General features: G+C 64.5%; 16 protein-coding genes. 11 read left to right on the forward strand and 5 right to left on the reverse strand.

Features of this window, described 5'->3' with window-relative positions:
* The first annotated feature begins 123 nt into the window (after positions 1 to 123).
* The 4 genes from lodA to F0185_RS09755 all read left to right on the forward strand — a co-directional run bounded on the left by lodA (position 124) and on the right by F0185_RS09755 (position 7,470).
* The gene (lodA, locus tag F0185_RS09740) at positions 124 to 2,283 is read left to right on the forward strand and encodes a CTQ-dependent lysine 6-oxidase LodA (protein ID WP_167223822.1); all 2,160 of its coding nucleotides are present in this window, start codon (positions 124 to 126) and stop codon (positions 2,281 to 2,283) included.
* The gene (locus F0185_RS09745; RefSeq protein ID WP_167223824.1) at positions 2,261 to 3,421 is read left to right on the forward strand and encodes an FAD-dependent monooxygenase; all 1,161 of its coding nucleotides are present in this window, start codon (positions 2,261 to 2,263) and stop codon (positions 3,419 to 3,421) included. The genes lodA and F0185_RS09745 overlap by 23 nt, the downstream gene beginning before the upstream one ends.
* Before the next feature lie 175 nt (positions 3,422 to 3,596).
* The gene (locus F0185_RS09750) at positions 3,597 to 4,340 is read left to right on the forward strand and encodes a metallophosphoesterase family protein (RefSeq protein ID WP_167223826.1); all 744 of its coding nucleotides are present in this window, start codon (positions 3,597 to 3,599) and stop codon (positions 4,338 to 4,340) included.
* 85 nt (positions 4,341 to 4,425) lie between these two features.
* Positions 4,426 to 7,470 (forward strand): CHASE domain-containing protein, encoded by a 3,045-nt coding sequence (locus F0185_RS09755; RefSeq protein ID WP_167223828.1) that lies wholly within the window; start codon positions 4,426 to 4,428, stop codon positions 7,468 to 7,470.
* 3 nt (positions 7,471 to 7,473) lie between these two features.
* On the opposite strand, the gene F0185_RS09760 is transcribed toward F0185_RS09755, so the two are convergent.
* On the reverse strand, positions 7,474 to 7,860 hold the full coding sequence (locus F0185_RS09760; protein WP_167223830.1) for a hypothetical protein: 387 nt from the start codon (positions 7,858 to 7,860) through the stop codon (positions 7,474 to 7,476).
* Between the two features lie 220 nt (positions 7,861 to 8,080).
* Here F0185_RS09760 and F0185_RS09765 point away from each other — a divergent pair, with 220 nt between their 5' ends.
* From F0185_RS09765 to F0185_RS09775, 3 genes are all read left to right on the forward strand, one after another.
* Entirely contained in the window at positions 8,081 to 8,326 is a 246-nt protein-coding gene (locus tag F0185_RS09765) for a hypothetical protein (RefSeq protein ID WP_166890316.1), read from the forward strand.
* 224 nt (positions 8,327 to 8,550) lie between these two features.
* Positions 8,551 to 8,982, forward strand: a complete 432-nt coding sequence (locus F0185_RS09770; protein ID WP_167223832.1) for a BPSL0067 family protein — start codon at positions 8,551 to 8,553, stop codon at positions 8,980 to 8,982.
* Positions 8,983 to 8,984: 2 nt separating this feature from the next.
* Positions 8,985 to 9,422, forward strand: coding sequence for an STY0301 family protein (locus tag F0185_RS09775; protein ID WP_167223834.1), 438 nt, complete (start codon positions 8,985 to 8,987; stop codon positions 9,420 to 9,422).
* 152 nt (positions 9,423 to 9,574) lie between these two features.
* Here F0185_RS09775 and F0185_RS09780 read toward each other — a convergent pair whose 3' ends face one another.
* Positions 9,575 to 10,624: a choice-of-anchor A family protein gene (locus F0185_RS09780; protein ID WP_167223836.1), complete on the reverse strand. Its 1,050-nt coding sequence runs from the start codon at positions 10,622 to 10,624 to the stop codon at positions 9,575 to 9,577.
* Positions 10,625 to 10,850: 226 nt separating this feature from the next.
* On the opposite strand from F0185_RS09780, the gene F0185_RS09785 reads away from it, so the two are divergent.
* The 3 genes from F0185_RS09785 (at position 10,851) to F0185_RS09795 (ending at position 14,137) form a co-directional block, all read left to right on the forward strand.
* A complete protein-coding gene (locus F0185_RS09785) occupies positions 10,851 to 11,351 on the forward strand; it encodes a hypothetical protein (protein ID WP_166890326.1) in 501 nt (166 codons plus the stop codon).
* Positions 11,352 to 11,392: 41 nt separating this feature from the next.
* Entirely contained in the window at positions 11,393 to 13,330 is a 1,938-nt protein-coding gene (locus tag F0185_RS09790; RefSeq protein WP_167223838.1) for a GAF domain-containing sensor histidine kinase, read from the forward strand.
* Between the two features lie 99 nt (positions 13,331 to 13,429).
* On the forward strand, positions 13,430 to 14,137 hold the full coding sequence (locus F0185_RS09795; RefSeq protein WP_167223840.1) for a DarT1-associated NADAR antitoxin family protein: 708 nt from the start codon (positions 13,430 to 13,432) through the stop codon (positions 14,135 to 14,137).
* 13 nt (positions 14,138 to 14,150) lie between these two features.
* On the opposite strand, the gene F0185_RS09800 is transcribed toward F0185_RS09795, so the two are convergent.
* Both F0185_RS09800 and F0185_RS09805 read right to left on the reverse strand, forming a co-directional pair.
* Positions 14,151 to 15,656 carry a DUF3369 domain-containing protein gene (locus F0185_RS09800; RefSeq protein ID WP_167223842.1) on the reverse strand — a complete coding sequence of 502 codons (1,506 nt, stop codon included), beginning with the start codon at positions 15,654 to 15,656 and terminating at the stop codon, positions 14,151 to 14,153.
* A 175-nt stretch (positions 15,657 to 15,831) separates the two neighbouring features.
* Entirely contained in the window at positions 15,832 to 16,569 is a 738-nt protein-coding gene (locus tag F0185_RS09805) for a DNA-formamidopyrimidine glycosylase family protein (protein ID WP_167223844.1), read from the reverse strand.
* Positions 16,570 to 16,729: 160 nt separating this feature from the next.
* Between F0185_RS09805 and F0185_RS09810 the strand changes: the two genes are divergently transcribed.
* The gene (locus F0185_RS09810) at positions 16,730 to 17,224 is read left to right on the forward strand and encodes a DUF3016 domain-containing protein (RefSeq protein ID WP_167223846.1); all 495 of its coding nucleotides are present in this window, start codon (positions 16,730 to 16,732) and stop codon (positions 17,222 to 17,224) included.
* A 49-nt stretch (positions 17,225 to 17,273) separates the two neighbouring features.
* Here the strand turns inward: F0185_RS09810 and F0185_RS09815 are convergent, their stop codons facing one another.
* Positions 17,274 to 18,209: a hypothetical protein gene (locus tag F0185_RS09815; protein ID WP_167223848.1), complete on the reverse strand. Its 936-nt coding sequence runs from the start codon at positions 18,207 to 18,209 to the stop codon at positions 17,274 to 17,276.
* Positions 18,210 to 18,225: the final 16 nt, after the last annotated feature.

An 18,225-nucleotide genomic window follows, 5' to 3' on the forward strand; every position in this document is an offset into this window, starting at 1 on the left:
TCCGCCGCGCCGGATCCGGTGGCCCGCCGCGCGCCCGGTTTTGTCACTGCCTGCGTAATGGTTTTAGTCTTTCCGCTGTTGACTTACATGGTTCGTCCATCCATCAATCAGGAGACTTGATACATGCCATCCCCCGTCAGTTACCGTATTCACCCGTCGATCGGCGTCGGCCGCGTCGGCAACAGCCTCGACGCGTATTACCTTGCACCGGACAGCATCGGCGGCTTGCCGATCGAAGCGGACACCGATGGCGATCCTGTTCGCGACAATGGCGTCCCCAGGCGCGTGACCCAGTTCAAGGACGCCAAGGGCTTGATCAAGCGCCAGGCCGCCACCTTCAGTATCTGGCAGTCCACCCCGGACGGGCTGGGCGAGGTCGAGCTGGACCTGACCGGCGACCTGGTCGAATCGGTGGTCTGGTCGGTGCATGTGGCAAACAAGAAGGCGGCGTGGTGGGATTTCACGCCCCTGCTGGGCGACCTGATGTTCGGCAAACACAATAGTTACGAGACCTGGCGGGAGCCGCCCGCAGCCTGGGGCGTGGAGGGACCGGTGACTGGCCATCGCAACCCCGACGTGGCCGGCGACGCCCGCAAGGGGCTGATCATCGATCCGGGCCCGCGCAGCGTGAGCGGGCCGCGTGCGGCGCCGGTGGAATTTACGGCGGACACGGTGCCGCCCGAGTACAAGCACGCCTCCTTCCCCCCACCCAATCCGAGCCAGGGCTTGCCGGTCAAGTCGCTCGGCGAAATCCGCACCGATTCGCGCGCCAATCTGCTGGTGCTGGGCGGCTTCGGCCACGCCGGCGGCAACGAGAGCATTACCGGTTTCGGCGGCGGCAACACCTGGAACGACGATATCGCCGACGGCCCGGTGACGGCCACCGTCACCTTCAAGGACCAGAGCGTGGTCACGCTGTCGGCCTGGGTGGTGATCGGCTCGCCCAAGTTCGCACCGCAGCTGGTCAATGTGTCGACCTGGGACGACGTGGCGCTCGACTGCGCGCTCAAGTACCAGGGCGCGCGGCCCGATGTCTACGACCTGGGCCGGTGGCCCGATAACGCCGGCTGGAATCCCGACTACCAGGTCAATTACTGGGAAGACATCAAGCCTTTTCTCAACCGGATGGCCGACTACCAGTGGGTGGCGACGGTGCCATCGATGACGGCCTTTATCAACCCGCCTTTTGACCCCAACGATACCAGCGAACGGGCCGGCGAGCTGCGCGCGCAGTTCCTCAGTTACTTCCGCAACCCGCCGGCGCGGCGCGACGCCACCCTGGAGCAGCCGGCCGGCTTTGTCGGCACCCAGAACCAGCAATTGTTCAGCAGCGGCTTGCAGGAAACGAGCGGCATTCCGCTGGTGCCGATGAATTCGGGCTCGAATTCGGTGCGCAACAATGTGATCGACAAGTTTTCGGTGCTGACCGATACCCAGTATTTCCTGCTCAAGCAATGGGCGGCGGGCCAGTTCTCGCCGAGCGCGCCGGCCTTGCGCATTCCGAACGTGCATCCGCTCGACCAGGCCGGGATCGGCAATTGCGTGGGCGAGCCGATGTGCCCGGGTATCGAAGTGACCTGGTCGGTGCGCAACCCGACCGTGTACGCGGCGCCGTACGAGATCCGGCACCGCCACGACGAGGCGTATTACAACGAGCACGGCCTGTCATGGTCGGAAGACGAAACCGCACCGGTCGACTGGAGCGCGCCGACCGTGGGCGCCGGTTGCGAGCCGGGCGACCTGACCAAGCGCATGGCCATTCCGTGGCAGGCCGACTTCTTCGATTGCTCGGTCCAGTTCATCAATTTCGACAACCCTGCGCAGGTCAAGGATCCGGCCACGATGATTCCCACGCCGCCTACCTATTATTCCTACTGGTGGCCGCCGCAAAGCCCGTGGAACGTGATCGCCGGCGGCTACACCGCCGAGGAGCAGAAGGTGACCGGGGTGCCGGCCGGGATGCAGGTGATGTACAGCCGCGGCGTGAACAGCTTCACGCAGATGATCACCGCGTGGAAGTACCTGGGCTTCGTGGCCAACCAGAACCACGATCCGGCGTCCGGGCGCCAGTATCCGTATTTCGCGGAGCAGGAGCGCAACCACCGCCAGTTCCACATGGCCAGCGTGGCGGTCGGCAATGTGAGCAGCTTCGTCACCAGCGACGATTCGACCTTCTATCCGGCCTGGTTCCTCAAGGATGAAGATCCCGCACCGCAGACCCGCGAGGGCGACAAGCCGCGCAAGATATTGACCCTGTCGCATGGCCGCACCAGCCGCCGCTGACATTGGCGGCGCGCGCGCCGGGGACGATGAGGTCGACGTCATCATCCTCGGCGCCGGGCCGGCCGGCGCCGCCGCGGCGATCACCCTGTGTCGCCACACGCGGCTGCGGGTGGCGCTGGTCGAGCGGCGCCTGTTCGATCCCTTCCGTCCCGGCGAGACCGTCTCGCCGGCCTTGTTTCCTTTGATGGAATACCTGGGCATCGCGCGCGCCGGTTTCGAGGAGCGCCACTTGCAATCGTACGCGCACGCCGCCGCCTGGGGTGGCGACGAGCTGGTGGTGCGCGATTTCCTGTTCAACGGGCAGGGCAGCGGCCTGCACCTGGACCGCCTGGCGTTCGACAGCATGCTGCTCGAACAGGCCGGCCAGCTCGGCGCGCAGATCGTGCAACCGGCCGAGCTGCTGGGGATCACCGGGGGCGCGCGCTGGGCCGTCGCGCTGCGCCAGGGCGAGCGCAAGCGCACCCTGGGCGCCGCCTACCTCATCGATTGCAGCGGGCGCAGCAGCGTGATGGTGCGCCAGCAACAGTGCCCGGTGCTGCAAACCGACCGCATGGTGGGGGTGTACGCCTACTACGATGCCGGGCAGGCCGACGCGCCCGAGCGGCTGCAGCGCACTCTGGTCGAGACCACCGCAAACGGCTGGTTCTACCTGGCCCCGCTGCCCGGCGGTCGCACGGCGCTCGCCTTCATGACCGACGCCGAGACCTTGCGCACGCTCGACTTGCTCGATCCGGACACCTGGCGCCGCCACGCGCTGGCGAGCACGCATATCGGTGCGCTGGTGCGCGAGCTGGGGGCGCCGCAAGCGTTCCGCCAGTATCCGGTCCACAGCCGGGTGGCGCGCCTGCCGGCCAATGCCGCCTGGACTGCGGCCGGTGACGCGGCGGCCAGCTTCGACCCGGTCTCGTCGCTCGGCATCGGGCACGCGCTCAGTTCGGGCATCCACGCCGCCCGGGTGGCGCAGGCGTACGTGGAGCAGGGTGGCGGACTGGGGGAGGGCTACCGCCAGTCGCTGCTCGCGCATTTCCAGTCGTATGCGACCACCCGGCGCGCTTTGTACGCCAACGAGCAGCGCTGGCCGGGGGCGGGCTTCTGGCAACGGCGCCTGGCGCAGGAGGGCGAGCGCGCAGTCGCGTGAAGCGCCGCCGTGGGCCGCGCGGGGGGGCGGCGGCGGCCCGCGCGGCCAATTCCCCCCGTTTCCGTCCACGAACACGCCGTCCGGCAACACTTCCCACGCTATAATCAAGTTGAACACTCGTCATTGATTCCAAAATAGCATTCTTTACTGCGCGCCAAGCGACGCCGTCCCCACCATGCGCCTTGCCCTGCTGACCGACCTGCACGCCAACCGCGAGGCATTCGCCGCCTGCCTGGCGCATGCGCACGCCCACAAGGCCGACCAGTTTGCGTTTACCGGCGACTTCGTGGGCTACGGCGCCGATCCGGCCTGGGTGGTGCAGACCGTGATGGACTACGTGGCGCGCGGGGCGCTGGCGGTGCAGGGCAACCACGACTTTTCGGTGACCCACGAAACGCGTCCGCAAATGCACTTCGAAGCGCGCGAGGTGATCGAGTGGACCCGCGGCCAGCTCAGCACCGGGCAGATGGCCTTTCTTTCAGCCTTGCCGCTGAGCATGGAACTGGAGCGCATGCTGTTCGTCCACGCCAGCGCCCACGATCCGGTCAAATGGGAATACGTGACCGGGCTCGAGCCGGCCGAGCGCAGCCTGCGCGCGGCCAAGAAGCGCATGGTGTTTTCGGGCCATGTGCACACCCCGGCCCTGTACCGGCGCGCCGACGACGGCCGCATGGGCTCGCACGTGCCGGTGCCGGGCACCCGCATCGCCATCGCCCCCCAGCACCAGTATTTGGTGATCCCGGGCGCGGTGGGACAGCCGCGCGACGGCAACAGCGCCGCCTGCTACGCCATGTACGACGACAGCGCGCGCGAGCTGGTGTATTACCGCATTCCCTACGACAACGGCGCCGCCGCGCGCCGCGTGATCGCCGCCGGGTTGCCGATCGTGTTCGCGATGCGGCTAATCGAGGGCATTTGACAACAGTCATGTTGCAACGCAAGGGTTGCTAACGTACTATCAGTTGGCAAGAGGCCCGCTGCGGGCCGCACCCAGGATCGCTTCCATGGACTCTGCCGTTTCCTCCCCGGCCGTACCGGCTTCGCCCGCAAGAACGCGCAGCTGCGCGTGGCTCGGCGCCGCCGCGCTGGCCACGCTGGTGATGGCGCTGTGCCTGGTGCTGACCTGGCAGCTGTGGGATGCGGCGCGGCGCGACGCCGAGCGCGACCTGCGCACCGATTTCGAGTTCGCCGCGCGCGACGTGGTCAACCAGCTGGCGCTGCGCATGGCGGCCCATATCCAGTCGCTGCGCGGGGTGCAGGGGCTGTTCAACAGTTCCGACGACGTCACGCGCCAGGAATTTGCCGATTTCGTGCGCGCCCAGCATGCCGACGCCGAGTATCCCGGCATGAAAGGGATCGGCTACATCGCCGCGCTGGCCGACGCCGGGCGCACCGCGCACCTGGCGCGGGTGCGCGCCGGCGGTTTTCCCGATTACGCGATCACGCCGCCCGGCACGCGCAGCGCGTACGCGCCGCTGCTGTACCTGGAATCGTTCACCGGCGCCCGCCTGCGCGCGCTCGGGTACGACATGCTGTCCGAGGAGCCGCTGCGCCAGATGCTGGAACAGGCGCGCGACAGCGGCCAGCCCAGCATGTCGGGCAAGTCGACGGTGGCGCGCGAACGCGGACGGGCCGCCTCCGACGGCGTGCTCATTGCCCTGCCGGTGTACATCGGCCGCAAGGCGCCGGACCAGGTCGAACAGCGGCGCGACCTGCTGCGCGGCTGGATCTACGCCCCCTTCGTCATGGAAGACCTGATGGCGCGCGTGGGCGGCGAGCGCGGCGCCGACATGCTGGTGACGGTCTACGACGGCAACGAGGTCGCGCCAGCGGCGCTGATGGCGGCCGGCGCCGCCTCCGGGGTGGCGGGCGCGGCGGGGCTGCGCACCGAGCAACGCATCGGCATCGCCGGGCGGCGCTGGACGCTGGTGGTCCAGGCCCGTGCCGGCTTCGGCGACGAACAGCGCAACGATGCCGCGCAACTGGTGCTCACGCTGGGGCTGGCGGTGACGGTGATCCTGTCCGTGCTGACCTGGATGCTGGCGCGCAGCAGCGCCATGGCCCGCAGCGCATTGCGCCAGTCGCTGGCGCTGACGGGCGAGCTGAAAGCCGGCCAGCAGCGCCTGGTGGGGCTGGCCGACTCCGCGCAGCGGGCCCAGGCCATGATGCGCAGCATCCTCGACTCGACCTTCGACGCCATTTTGGTCGACAATGGCGACCGCCACATCCTGGCCTCGAACCAGCGCTTCCGCGCGCTGTGGAGCATTCCCGCTGAACTCGACCTGGCGGGCGACGACAGCGCCGTGGTGGCGCACCTGCTGACCCAGCTGGTGCAGGCCGGGCCGTTGCTGTACAGCCGCTCGCTGCAACTGGCGGACCATGAGGAGCACCGCGAGCTGCTGCGCCTGAAAGACGGGCGCTTTATCGAACAGCTGACGCGCCCGGTGCGGCTGGGGCAGGAAGGCGCGCGCCTGTGGTCGTTCCGCGACATCACCGAACGCAAGCAGATCGAACAGCGCGAGCGCGCGCACCGCCACGTGCTCGAACTGCTGGCGCACGGCGCGCCGCTGCAAGCGGTGCTGGGCGCGGTGGTGCTGGGGGTGGAATCGACCAATCCCGGCATGCTGTGCTCGATCCTGCTGCTCGACGCCGAGGGGCGCTTCCTGAACACCGGGGCCGCGCCCAGCCTGCCGGGCTTTTTCAACGCCGCCGTCGATGGCTTGCCGGCCGCTCCCGGCCACGGTTCGTGCGGCAGCGCCGCCGCCAGCGGCCGGCGCGTGATCGTCGAGGATATCCAGACCCATCCCGACTGGGCCGACTACCGCGCCATTGCCGCGCGCGCCCAGCTTGCGTCGAGCTGGTCGGAGCCGATCCGCGGCGCCTCCGGGCGCGTGCTGGGCACCTTTGCGATCTACCACCGCACCCCGCATTACCCGAGCGCGGCGCACGTGGTGCTGATCGAGCAGGCCGCCCAGCTGGCCGGCATCGCCCTCGAACAGGCCCAGGCCGCGCAGGCCTTGCGGGTGGGCGAAGAGCGTTTTCGCAGCCTGTACGATCACGCGCCGGTGGCGCTGTGGGAGCAGGACTGGTCGGACGCGCGCGAGGCGGTGGCGCGCCTGAAGACGTGCGGCGTGGACCAACTGGGGCCGTGGCTGCGCGAGCGGCCCGAGGAAGCGGCGCGCCTGGCGGCGCTGGTGCGCATCACCGACGTCAATGGCGCCGCGCTGGTGCACGTGGGCGCCGCCGCCAAGGAGCCCGGCACGCTGGGACTGGCGCAGAACTTCGGCAGCCTGGGCGCGGACGCCTTCATCGACGCGCTGGTGGCGCTGACCGGCGGGGCTCTGTTCTACGAGTGCGAGAGCAGCTTCCTGCGGGTCGATGGGGTGGCGCGCCAGCACGAACTGACCTTGCTGGTCATGCCGGGCCACGCGCAGTCGCTCGACTTCGTGATCGCCTCGACGGTCGACATCACCGAGCGCAAACGGATCGACGACGAACTGCATGCGCTGGCCAGCACCGATTTCCTGACCGGGCTGCCGAACCGGCGCGTGTTCATGGCGCGCCTGGACGACCAGTTCGCGCGGCTGCAACGCAGCGTGGACGAATGCGCCTCGGTGCTGATGCTCGACATCGACCACTTCAAGCACGTCAACGACGTGCATGGCCACGCGGCGGGGGATGCGGTGCTGCGCCACATGGCGGGCCTGATGCGTTCCGGCCAGCGCAAGATCGACACCCTGGGCCGGGTCGGCGGCGAAGAATTCGCGGTGCTGCTGCCGGGGGCCACCGGGCCGGCGGCGCAGCAGTACGCCGAGCGCCTGCGCCAGAGCGTGGCCGACAGCCCGCTCGACGGCGATGGCCGCAGCATCGCGATCACGGTCAGCATCGGCATTGCCACCATCGACGCCGGCGACGCCGGCCCGGATGCGGCCCTGATCCGCGCCGACAAGGCGCTGTACCGGGCCAAGGCGGACGGGCGCAACCGCGTGTGCGAGCATGCCGAGGCAACCGGCATGGCTGCCGCCAAGGCCAGCCTGAGCCGTGCTTAGGGCTTAAGGTTTGAGCGCGTCGTGCGCGGCGCGCGCTGTGCGTGGTTGGCGGTCGCGCGCCAGGTACCAGACGATGGCCAGCACGCATGCCAGCGGCAGCAGCAGGGGCGAAGCCAGCAGGCCGACGCAGAGCAGTAGCAGCGCCAGGGCGCCGACTGCCAGCACGCCGAGGCCGGCGAACAGCACCGCCAGCAGCAAGCCGACGAACAGCAGGACCAGGGCCGCGATGACCAGGCCGCCGCCGGCGAACAGCACGCCGAGCAGGGCGCCGAGCGGGCCGTCGATGTGCTCGCCATCGATGTTGATGGCCATGCCGGACGAGCCGGCCATGGCTTCCCAGGCGACCAGGATGAACAGGAACAGCAACAGCAGGGGAGCAAATTTTTTCATGGCGGTAGCCTCGGTCGGGTTGGGGTGGAGTGTCGCTTGGTACGCTTGCACTGTAGCTGTGCGGGTGGCGCGGCGCCATGCGGATGCGACAGGCTGCACGTTTGACGGGGTGAACGGGGCTGCGCACGGCGTGGGCGCCGGCTTACCGAAAACGCAATTTTTCACCTTGAAAATTCGAATTTATTGCCTATACTGAATTCTCTGACGGATGGAGACGCATATGGAATTTATTCACTATTCAGGGGACCGGTGGGCGCTGGCGGCGGGCGACTTCGTGGCGCGCCAGTTGCGCATCCTGCTCGCCGGTGGCGGTCCCAAGGGTCCGCCGTCGGCGCCGCCGGCGATTCCACCGATTATCATCAATCCTTTCACCTACAACACGCCGGGGCCGGCGATCGATCCGCGCATTCCCCCGCCCGGTCCGCCGTTGCAGCCGCCCGCGCCGCCGCGCCAGCGGTTCGCATAAAAAAAGCCCACCTGTTCCGGTGGGCTTTTTTTATGCGTGGCCGAGCGCAAACAATGATTCCACGCTTTCCTGGAGCGGGAGCAAAGACCCTGCCGCGCAAGCGGCTTTGAGGGTTGCTCCAGCTAAAACGCATGGTGGCAATCAAGTTAGGAATTAACAATTTGGCATAGTCATTGCTAGGATATAATTAGTTTTTTATAAATATTTTTATTGGGAGCCAGCCGATGACCTATTTTTATTCGGGCGTGAAAAAATTGATCGGTAAGCCTTTGTACGAGGACGGCAATTGCGCCTTGATGGTCCAGCACTATGCCAAACTACCAAACAGCAGCATGTGGCGCGAAGGTGCGCCCGTCCTCAAGCAGGAGAGCATCTGGGCAGGTACTGCCATTGCCACGTTCGAAAATGGTCGGTATGCGAGCCATGCGCACAACAACCACGTCGCCTTTTTCTTAAAATTCGGTGAACGCAACCCGGATGGGACATGGCACAGCTTTTGGATCGTGGAGCAGTTCAAAGGGCATGGTAGCCAGCCAGGGTCAGGGCGTATCGTCCAGCGTGAGATTAAATCGAAAGGAAAGGTGGTGGACACGCAGTTGGGGGAGCGCTGGAAAGACCCTTCAAATAACGCAGATGCATTTTCCCTTATCGAGTGACCATGAAACTGATTCTATCGTTCTGCCTGCTGTTGGCTGCCGTGGACGTCGGCGCCCACGAAATCAAGCCTTGTCCGGAAGAGTTTCCCGTGGAGGCAATCAAACTGTCTTCTTTGCCCGAAGGTTGGATTGGCGTTACGCCAAGCAAATTATCGTTGGTGTCGGCTGATGCGACAAGCGGGCGACCGCAGCCGGCTGCTGACATCGGGCAGCAGCGAAAGATGCGGAACGGCTACCAGGTCACGTTCGATACCACAAGCACGCGGCCCAGCGAAAAGTGGTTGTCCTGCCGTTATGGTGTTGGTGGCGACCTGGCGCTGGCGCAGCGTCTTCCTGATAACACAGAGAGGTGCACCGTCAGTTATTACAAACGACCTGCGTACAACGACTACGATATTTCGGTCGCATGTTATGCGGCGCAGTCCAAGCCTGCGCGCTGATCAGGAGCATCGGCCAATACCAAGGCCGCTTTGACGTGCATAAAAAAACGGCACCGGGATTTCTCTCCGGTGCCGTTTTCATGTGCGGCCAAGCTAAATGATGCTCGTCGCTGTGCTGTCTTCGGTCGCTTGCAGCCCGGTCGCGCCAGGAATCAGACGCCCGGCGAGGACGTTCGCCTGCGCGTGAGGGCGAGCATCAGCGCGCCCGCTGCCAGCAAGGCCCAAGTGCCCGGCTCCGGTACCGGTACCCGCGACGGGCCCGGGTCGACATTGCCGTCGAACGCTTGCAGGTGCAGTTCGCCGTGCTGGTCGAGCGACCTGACGAACACGCCGCCTTCGATATTCTGGTTGTTGGTCAGGCGGGCCGATGGCGCCAAAATGGTGCCGCCGAACTGCGCATTGGTGGTGATGCTGGTGGCGTTCTGGAAATTCCAGATCAGCTTGCTGCCCAGGGTTTGCGCGGAGCCGCCCAGGAAGTTGGCGCCAATGGTCGCGTTGACGTCACTTGCGTTCAGGATCACAGTGGTGGCGTTGCCCAGGTGGAATTCGAATTCGCTGGCCTTGAACACGCCGGCATCGAACAGGTTGAACACCGCCACACCGTTGGCGTTGGCCACGGCGTTGAAGGTGGCCTTGCCATAGCCGTTGAAGGTGACGCTGCTGCCGGTGCCGCTCATCTGGGCCAGGCTGGTCGAGAGCGCACCGAGCTGGGCTGCGAAATCGGTCGAGTGCGCGGCGTCGGCCTTGGCCTGCATGGCGCCATCGCGCGATGGCAGGCGTCCGCCATTCGTATTGCTACCCTTGAGGCTGCCGCCGACCCAGGCCGCCCCGTTCAGATTGCTGTTGCTGACGTCGCCATAGATCACGGCGCTGCCGGTATTGATGCTCGCGCCGCTCAGGTTGCCGCCAATGACGGCGCCGCCGGCGTTGACCTTGACCTCGCCCGCATTGCCCATCACGGTCAGGCCGGCGTATGTCGAGGCCGGCATGTCGTTCGCGTGCTGCGCGTAGTCGCCGCCGGTGACCTTGCCGCCGACCCAGGTGCGGCCATCGACGTGCGATTGCGACTGCATGTCGGCCAGCACCACGGCGTTGAACTCGTGCAAAATTTGCTGGGAGCTGAGCGGCGTGGCCGCGGCTTGCGTGGCGAACACGGTGGCGGCGATGGCGGTAAGAGCGAGGCGGAAGTGACGGGCGATCATGGGATACCTGTGAACTGCGAAGAAAGATGCTGCGTTGCAATATATGCGCGCGCTGATAGTAACGTTATTTCAATGGCAATGCAACTGAAAACGTGGAGGCATGCGCCGCGCCTGGCTGGCGCGGCGTGCGGCGGGCGCTGTGCTTGCTGTGCCTGGTGCTGTGGAATGCGTGGAATTCGACTATCATTGCCCTTTCGGGCGACGCCCGCACCATGAAGGCGACCCCATGACAGAAGAATTCTCCGACGACATCCCCCAGGACGACGACGCGCCCGTGCAAGAGCCGCGCCTGTGGAAAGGCAATGGCTGGACCGCGCGCGTGATCAAGAACGAGGATGACGAGGGTTGGGCGGTGGCCATGATCAAGGATGGCGAACCGGAGCCGGCGCTGGTGGGCCCGTGGACCATGGGACGCGATAAAAAGAATCCCAAGCCGCTCGACACCAACGCCTTCAACACCCTGGTCAAGACCGCCGCCGAAGTGCTGCGCCGTCACGAACAGCAATTGCACGCCATGCTGCACAAGAACACGGTGGTGTGGCACGAAGGCGCCGACATCAAGGTCACGCTCGACATCGTGCCGGACGACGAGCATCCGTACGCGCTGTTGGCCGCCTTCAACGAAGACGGCGAGCAGATCGCCCAGGTGCGCACCTCGGCCGGCTTCAAATTAAGCCCGGCCAGCGCCACAGCCTGGATCGAAAACGACTTTCGCAACCCTGCCTGACCTGCTAGTATTTCCCTGATGCATTATCAAAGGGAAATGCGATGGAAAGCCGTCTTGACCGTCTGGAAGCCGTCCAGGCCATGTTGCTGGGCATCGGGCAGATTTCGACGGGGTGTACCGACATCGCCGAGTTCGTGGGGGCGGTGCACCGGGCGCTGGGCCGCATCATGTATGCGGCCAATTTCTATGTGGCGCTGAGCGACCGCGACGAGGGCACGGTGCGCTTCGTGTACTACGTCGACGAGCGCGACGCCGCCCCCGATCCCGAGGAAAAGCTGCGCCTGGCATCGCCCGAGCAATCGCCGACCGCCTGGGTGATCCTGAACCGCCGCAATATGGTCATGACCGCCGATGAAAGCGCCAGGCACCAGGTCGACGGCCACGCCTGGGGCCGCGGCACCCGCGCCGAGCAGTGGATGGGTTGCCCCCTGCTCGACCATCAACACCAGGCGCTGGGCGCCATCGTGCTGCAAAGCTACAGTCCCGCACATACCTACAGCGATGAAGACCAGGCCCTGTTTTCGCTGATCGCCAACCACGTCTCGAACGCCTTGCAGGGCATGCAGAGCGTGGACCGGCTCGAGCGCGCGGTGCAGGAACGCACCGCCCTGCTGGCGCACGAGGTGGCCGAACGGCGGCGCGCGGAAGCGGTGCAGCATGCGCTGTACGAAATCGCCAACCTGTCGGCCTCGGCGGTCGATGCGGAAATGTTGTCGAGCAATCTGCACAACATCATCAGCGAGCTGATCGTCGCCGAAAATTTCTTGATCGCGCTGTATCACCCGGAGACGCGCGAATTCAGCATTCCCTATTTTGTCGACCAGAAGCACGCCGAGGCGCCGGTCAAGCGCTTCGCGTACGGCGTGGGGATGAGTTCCTACGTGTTGGACAGCAAGCAAGCCTGCCTGCACGACGCGGCCAGCTATGCGCGCCTGGTGGCCGAACGCAGCATGGGCCAGCCGCTGGGCAGCGTCGAGATCGCCAGCTGGATGGGTGCGCCGATGCTGGTGCACGACCAGCCGTACGGGGTGATCATCGTGCAAAGTTACGATCCGGCCATCGTGTACACCGAGGCCGACCTGGACTTGCTGGCGTTTATGGCCAGCCACGTGGCGGTGGCGATCGCGCGCATGCAGGCCGACCACGCGGTGCGGGTGGCCAAGGAGCGCCTGGAGCAGCAGAATTCGGCCTTGAACGCGGCCCTGACGGCCTTGCGGGATGCGCAGACCGAACTGGTGCGCCAGGAAAAACTGGCCTCGCTGGGACGGCTGGTGGCGGGCGTGGCGCACGAGATCAATACGCCGCTGGGCATTTGCGTAACGGCCACCAGCCATCTGGTGCAGGAGTTGAAGCTTACGCGCGAGGAACTGGCGGCGGGCGAGATGACAGAAGACAGCCTGGCGCAGTTCTTCGACATCGTCGACCAGTCGCTGCGGATCATGACCACCAATACCCAGCGTGCGGCGGCGCTGGTGCGCAGCTTCAAGCAGGTGGCGGTGGACCAGTCGTCGGACGATATCCGCAGCTTTAACATGAAGGCGTATCTGGCTGAAGTCCTGCTGTCGCTGCAGCCGCGCCTGAAGGGGCGCCCGGTCAAGGTGGAGGTCGATTGTCCGGACGATGTGGTGCTGGAGAGTTTTCCGGGGGCGGTGTCGCAGATCGTGACTAACCTGGTGATGAATTCGCTGGTGCACGGGTACACCCGCGAGCAGGGCGGGGTGATCAAGATTGAAGTGAGGCTCGACGGCGGGCAGGTGTGGTTCGATTACCGCGATGATGGCGCGGGAATGGACCAGGAGACCCTGGGGAAACTGTTCGATCCGTTTTTTACCACGCGGCGCGCGCAGGGCGGCAGCGGACTGGGGGCGCATATCGTGTACAACCTGGTGACCGGGCCGCTGGGCGGGTCGGTCAAGGTGGACAGCGCGCCGGGGGAGGGACTGCATTACCGCTTGCGGTTTCCGCAGAGCCGGAAGTAGCAGGGCGACGCGCGTTGCAAGAATCTATATTGCATGGTCTTTTATGTAAGATAATCCTCACTTTTCAGATCAACCTTGCTTCTTCAACCGGAATTAAGAATGGCTCAGCGTCCTGTTTTTACGCCCTCCCTGACTGGCCCTTTGCTTGTCTCCACGCATCACATTGAATTTCAGTGGTTTCCCGGAATGTCGGTCAGTCAAGCCCAAAAATCCATCGATTCCTTGCACCAGCGTACTGTCGAGCAGCTGGGGGTGGATACCGTTCTGGAGATTTCGAGCAAGTCGAAGGATACGTGGGGCGTGCGGCTGAGTGCATTTAATCTGATGATCAAGACGGATCGATATGAACGTGAGTTCAGCCTGGAGTGTGCTTTTCAATCCAGTAAGGTGTTCGAGCATGGGGGGCCGTTTACAGACTTGCTCGGCGCGCGATCGATCGATGCAAAGCGCGACGAGCGCCTCAATCAGAATGGAAGATTGATCAAATTCCAGTACTTTGATGTGGATTGGCCTTTGGAGCCGCGTACGGCATTCTACGATTGGCTGTACATTAATGCGCTCCATAAACAACCTGAATTGGCCGACATCGTTCTGAAGTATAGTGCATTTTCCGATATCGCATTTAATCCCGCACGCTCGATCAATTGCCAGGCCTATGCCGCTGCGCTGTATGTGTCGCTGCATAAGCGGGGATTGTTAACTGGCGATGTTATTGCAGATCAGGCCGCCTATCTCAGACTAATCGACACCGGCGCGGTCAATCATGCTCATGAGAATACTGAGCGGAATAAATCATTGTTTTCCTAATGGCGAGTTTGCCTCAGTCCGGCCAGCGCCGGTTGATATCGACCGCAGCGTCAATGTTGGCGATCAGCAGCTCCACAAACACCGGATCGAGGTGCTTTCCTGACACTTCACGCAGGTGCGACACCACATCCTCCAGCGGCCACGCATCCTTGTAACAACGCTTGTGACTGAGCGCATCGAACACGTCGGCCACGGCCACGATGCGCGCATAGATATGAATATCCGGCCCCATCAAGCCCTGCGGATACCCGCTGCCATCGAATTTTTCGTGATGCTGGTGCGCGATCACGGCCGCCGCTTTCAAAATCGGACGCGACGAGCCGTCCAGGATCGACAGGCCCACCGTCGGATGCTGCTTCATGATTTCCCACTCCTCGGGCGTGAGCTTGCCCGGCTTGAGCAGGACCGCGTCGGGCGTGGCGATCTTGCCGATGTCGTGCATCGGCGCGGCGTGCATCAGCACCGCCGTCTCATCTTCCGGCATGCCGGACGCCTGCGCCAGCATATGGCACACCTGCGACATGCGGCGCACGTGGTTGCCGGCCTCGTTGGAGCGCGATTCGACCACGTCGCCCAGGCGCATGATCAGCTCGGCCTGGGTATCGGTGATCTCTTGCGTGAGCAGGATATTGTCGAACGCGATCGCCACGCCCGAACAGAACACTTCGAGCAACTTGGCATCGATATCGGCGATTTCTTCCACGCCTTTGAGCACCAGCAGCGAGGCTTTACCACTGTTGTTGGGAAAGTAGCCGACATAGGTATCGCCATGCAAGCGCGAGATGCGGTTGCTGCGCGCGTCGTCGAGCTGGGCCATCAGTTCGGGGCCGAGCATGGCCTCGCTGATGTCGCCGATCTGCGCCAGCACTTCGTATTCGCACTCGCCGGTAATGACGCTCGCGCCCGACAGGCGCAGCAGCATGCTCTTTTCCAGGCGCAGCAAGGCCACGACTTGTTGCAGCAAGCCGCTGGCGAAGTCTTTCAGGTTGCGTTGCTGGAAAATGTGCGACGAAGCCGCGATCACCCGTTCCAGGCCTTCGCGATAATTCACTTGCAGCAGGCGCGCTTCTTCGACCTTCATGATGTCGCGGTAGGCGCGCAGGGCGGCAAAGGTGGTGGTGAACAGTTTGGTACGGTCGAGTTCGGTCTTTTCCTTGTAATCGTTGATGTCGTAATTGACGATCACGCGCTCTTCCGGCGCCTGCCCCGGCTGGCCGGTGCGCAGCACGATGCGGGTGAACTGGTTGCCCAGGTCTTCGCGCATCCAGCGCGCCACTTCCAGGCCGCTGTCGTCGTTTTCCATCACCACGTCCAGGAACACCAGCGCGATATCGCTCTCGCGCGCCAGCACCTCCTTCGCTTCGGCGCCGGTGTAGGCGTGCAGGAAGGTCAGCGCGCGCCCGTCGAGGCGGAAGCGGCTCAGGGTCAGCTTGGTGATGTCGTGGATGTCCGGCTCGTCATCGACAAGCAAAACTTTCCATGGGGCGAGTTTGGGCGCGGCGGAGGATAGAAATGACATGAACGGGTTCCGATACCGGTGTGTTGCGAGGCAAGCGCATCGACAGCCCAAGGCCGGCCCGTGACGCGCGGGGGGACCGTTCGATTGTAGACCGACTGCACTCTATTAACAACAGGCAATACAGAACCGATCATGCATCTGACGTAATTTGATCAAGGGTGTCGCGCGCACGCCATCAATCATAGCGTTTTTGGCATCGCTCGCAGTAAAACGCGCGACGTTTGCTCAGGCCCAGATGGCCTTTTGAGAAAGGAATGTCGCAGCGCGGACAGGTGCTCTTGCGGTGCGCCAGCCAGTGCTGTTTCAGCACGTATTGCTTTTTCCATTCGAGGAAGTCGAAGCTGTATTGTCGGGCTTGCTCGACCAGGGCGCGCAGCTTGGGCGCCGGCAGCGCGCCGATGGTCGAGAGCGGATGCAGGCGGATCCGGAACAGCACTTCGTTCTTGATGATGTTGCCCACGCCGGCGAAGATGGCCTGGTCGAGCAGGGCGTCGCAGGCCAGCATGGCGGGCGCGGCGCGCAGCTTCTTGCGCGCCTTGGCCGCATCCCAGGTGGGCGACATGATGTCGGCGTCCCAGTCGTAGGCCGCGTCGATGTCGGGCTCGATGTGCTTGACCGAGCAGGCGTAGAAATTGAGTTCGCCGCCATCGGCAAAGGCGAGCGCCATGCGCGCCGGCTTGTCCTTGCGCTCGTTGATGCGATAACTGCCGAACAGCATGAAGTGAATGCGCAGCACCGTGTGCGGCAGTTCGATGAGGAAATGCTTGCCCCAGCTGCGCAGCGAGACGATGCGCTGTCCTTCCAGGCTTGGCAGGTCGACGGTCTTGGTGTTGCCGCTGGCGTGCACGATTTCCTTGCCGATGAAGGCAGTCGTTTCTTCACGCAGGATGACGAGCGATGGTCCTTCGGGCACGGTGATCTCCTTTTTTGCCGATTCTGGATTGAAAGCGCGAACGACACCGTGAGGCGGCTAACATTTCGATACAAACGGCGACAATCCGTGGACCGACGGCGCTGTCAAAAGCGCGTATATTTCATTCTGAGGAAGCGCGTTGCGCATTGAAAGGATCAACATGAAAAGCGTATTGACGAAGGTCTTGCAAGCAAGTGCGCTGGCGGCCGTGATGGCCCTGCCGGCCAGTGCGGCCACGGCGGCGGCAACGGTGTCGTACGTCGAGCCGGACCGTTTTACCGACGTGCCGTTCACGCCGTGGGAGCGCGAGCGCGTGCTCAAGCAACTGACGGCCCACTTCGACAAGCTGGGCGCCAGCCTGCCGGCCGGGCAGGAACTCAAGGTGGAGGTGCTCGATGTCGACCTGGCCGGGCAGACCAAGCCGAATTTTCGCGGCGGCCAGGATCTGCGCGTGATGAACGGCGGCGCCGACTGGCCGCATATCCATTTCCGCTACAGCATCACCGAGGGCGGCAAGGTCATCAAGTCGGGCGAGGAAAAACTGAGCAATATGCAGTACCTGAACCGCATGAACCATTACGGCAACACCGAGCTGCTGCGCTATGAAAAGCAGATGCTCGATGACTGGTTCAAGCAGGCCGTGGCGGCGCGCTAGGCTGAGCTCATAGGAGCCAGATCATCATTGTTGCCACAAGCACGGCCGCTCAGCGGCTCCCGGCCGCCCTGGCGCGCTCTGCTAGCATGTCCCTGATGGTGTAGTCCGGCGGCACGACAAACAGGGATGCCGGGGGTTCCTCGCGCTTGGTATTGCTCAGCCGGTAGATGCGTTCGCCGCTGCGGGGATCGCTGTGCTTGCTGTACACGGTCACCTTCAGCTCGGGCGCGTACCAGCTTTCGTGCGACACCACGATGGCGTTGCGGTTGCCGACTTCGCCGGCGGGAATCTCGTAGGTGCGCAGCTTGCCGTCGGCCTTGATTCCGTCGATCTCCTTGTTGCCCAGCTCGCGCGTGCTGGCTTTGGCGGCCCAGCGCGCGTCGCCGAACGCGCCCGCCATGGTCGGGCCGATGCGTGAGCCGGCCATGCTGTCGGCGATCTGGATGCGCACCTTTTCCTGGAACTGCTTGCGGGTGTCGCCGTCAGTTCGCTCGACACCTTTGACGATCACCTCGTCGCCCGCATCGGCGCGGCGCTCGGGCAGTTTGCCTTCGGCACGCAGTTGCGCCACCCTGGCCTGCGCCGCGCTGGCGGCGCTGCGCGCGGCGGCGCTCGGGTCGGCCACTTTGGTTGCGCTTTTCTGGCGCGGGTTGAGAATGAACGTGACGCCGTCGGCCGGCTGGTACAGGGTGACCGTGCGCACTTCGCCGTCGGCATCGCGGATTTCCTGGCGTGTACGGCCGGCGCTGTCGCGGTAGTTCATGGTGCTGCTGGTGCGGCTGATCTCGTTGCCGTCGGCCAGGCGCTGGAGCTGTTCCGAGACTGCCTCGGCGCTGTACGGCGCATTTTTGACGGCTTTTCCGTGCATCGGCATCAGCGGGCCGGTAAACCGTAGCGAGTCGGGCGGCGTGGCGACGGCGGCTTGCGCGCCCGGCAGCAGCGCGCCGCCCAGCACGACGGCGAACAGGAGGGAAATACTGTGCATGATGGTCCTCTTTCGG

This window comes from Massilia rubra, from assembly GCF_011682065.1.
In the GTDB taxonomy this organism is placed as follows: Bacteria; Pseudomonadota; Gammaproteobacteria; order Burkholderiales; family Burkholderiaceae_D; genus Telluria_A; species Telluria_A rubra.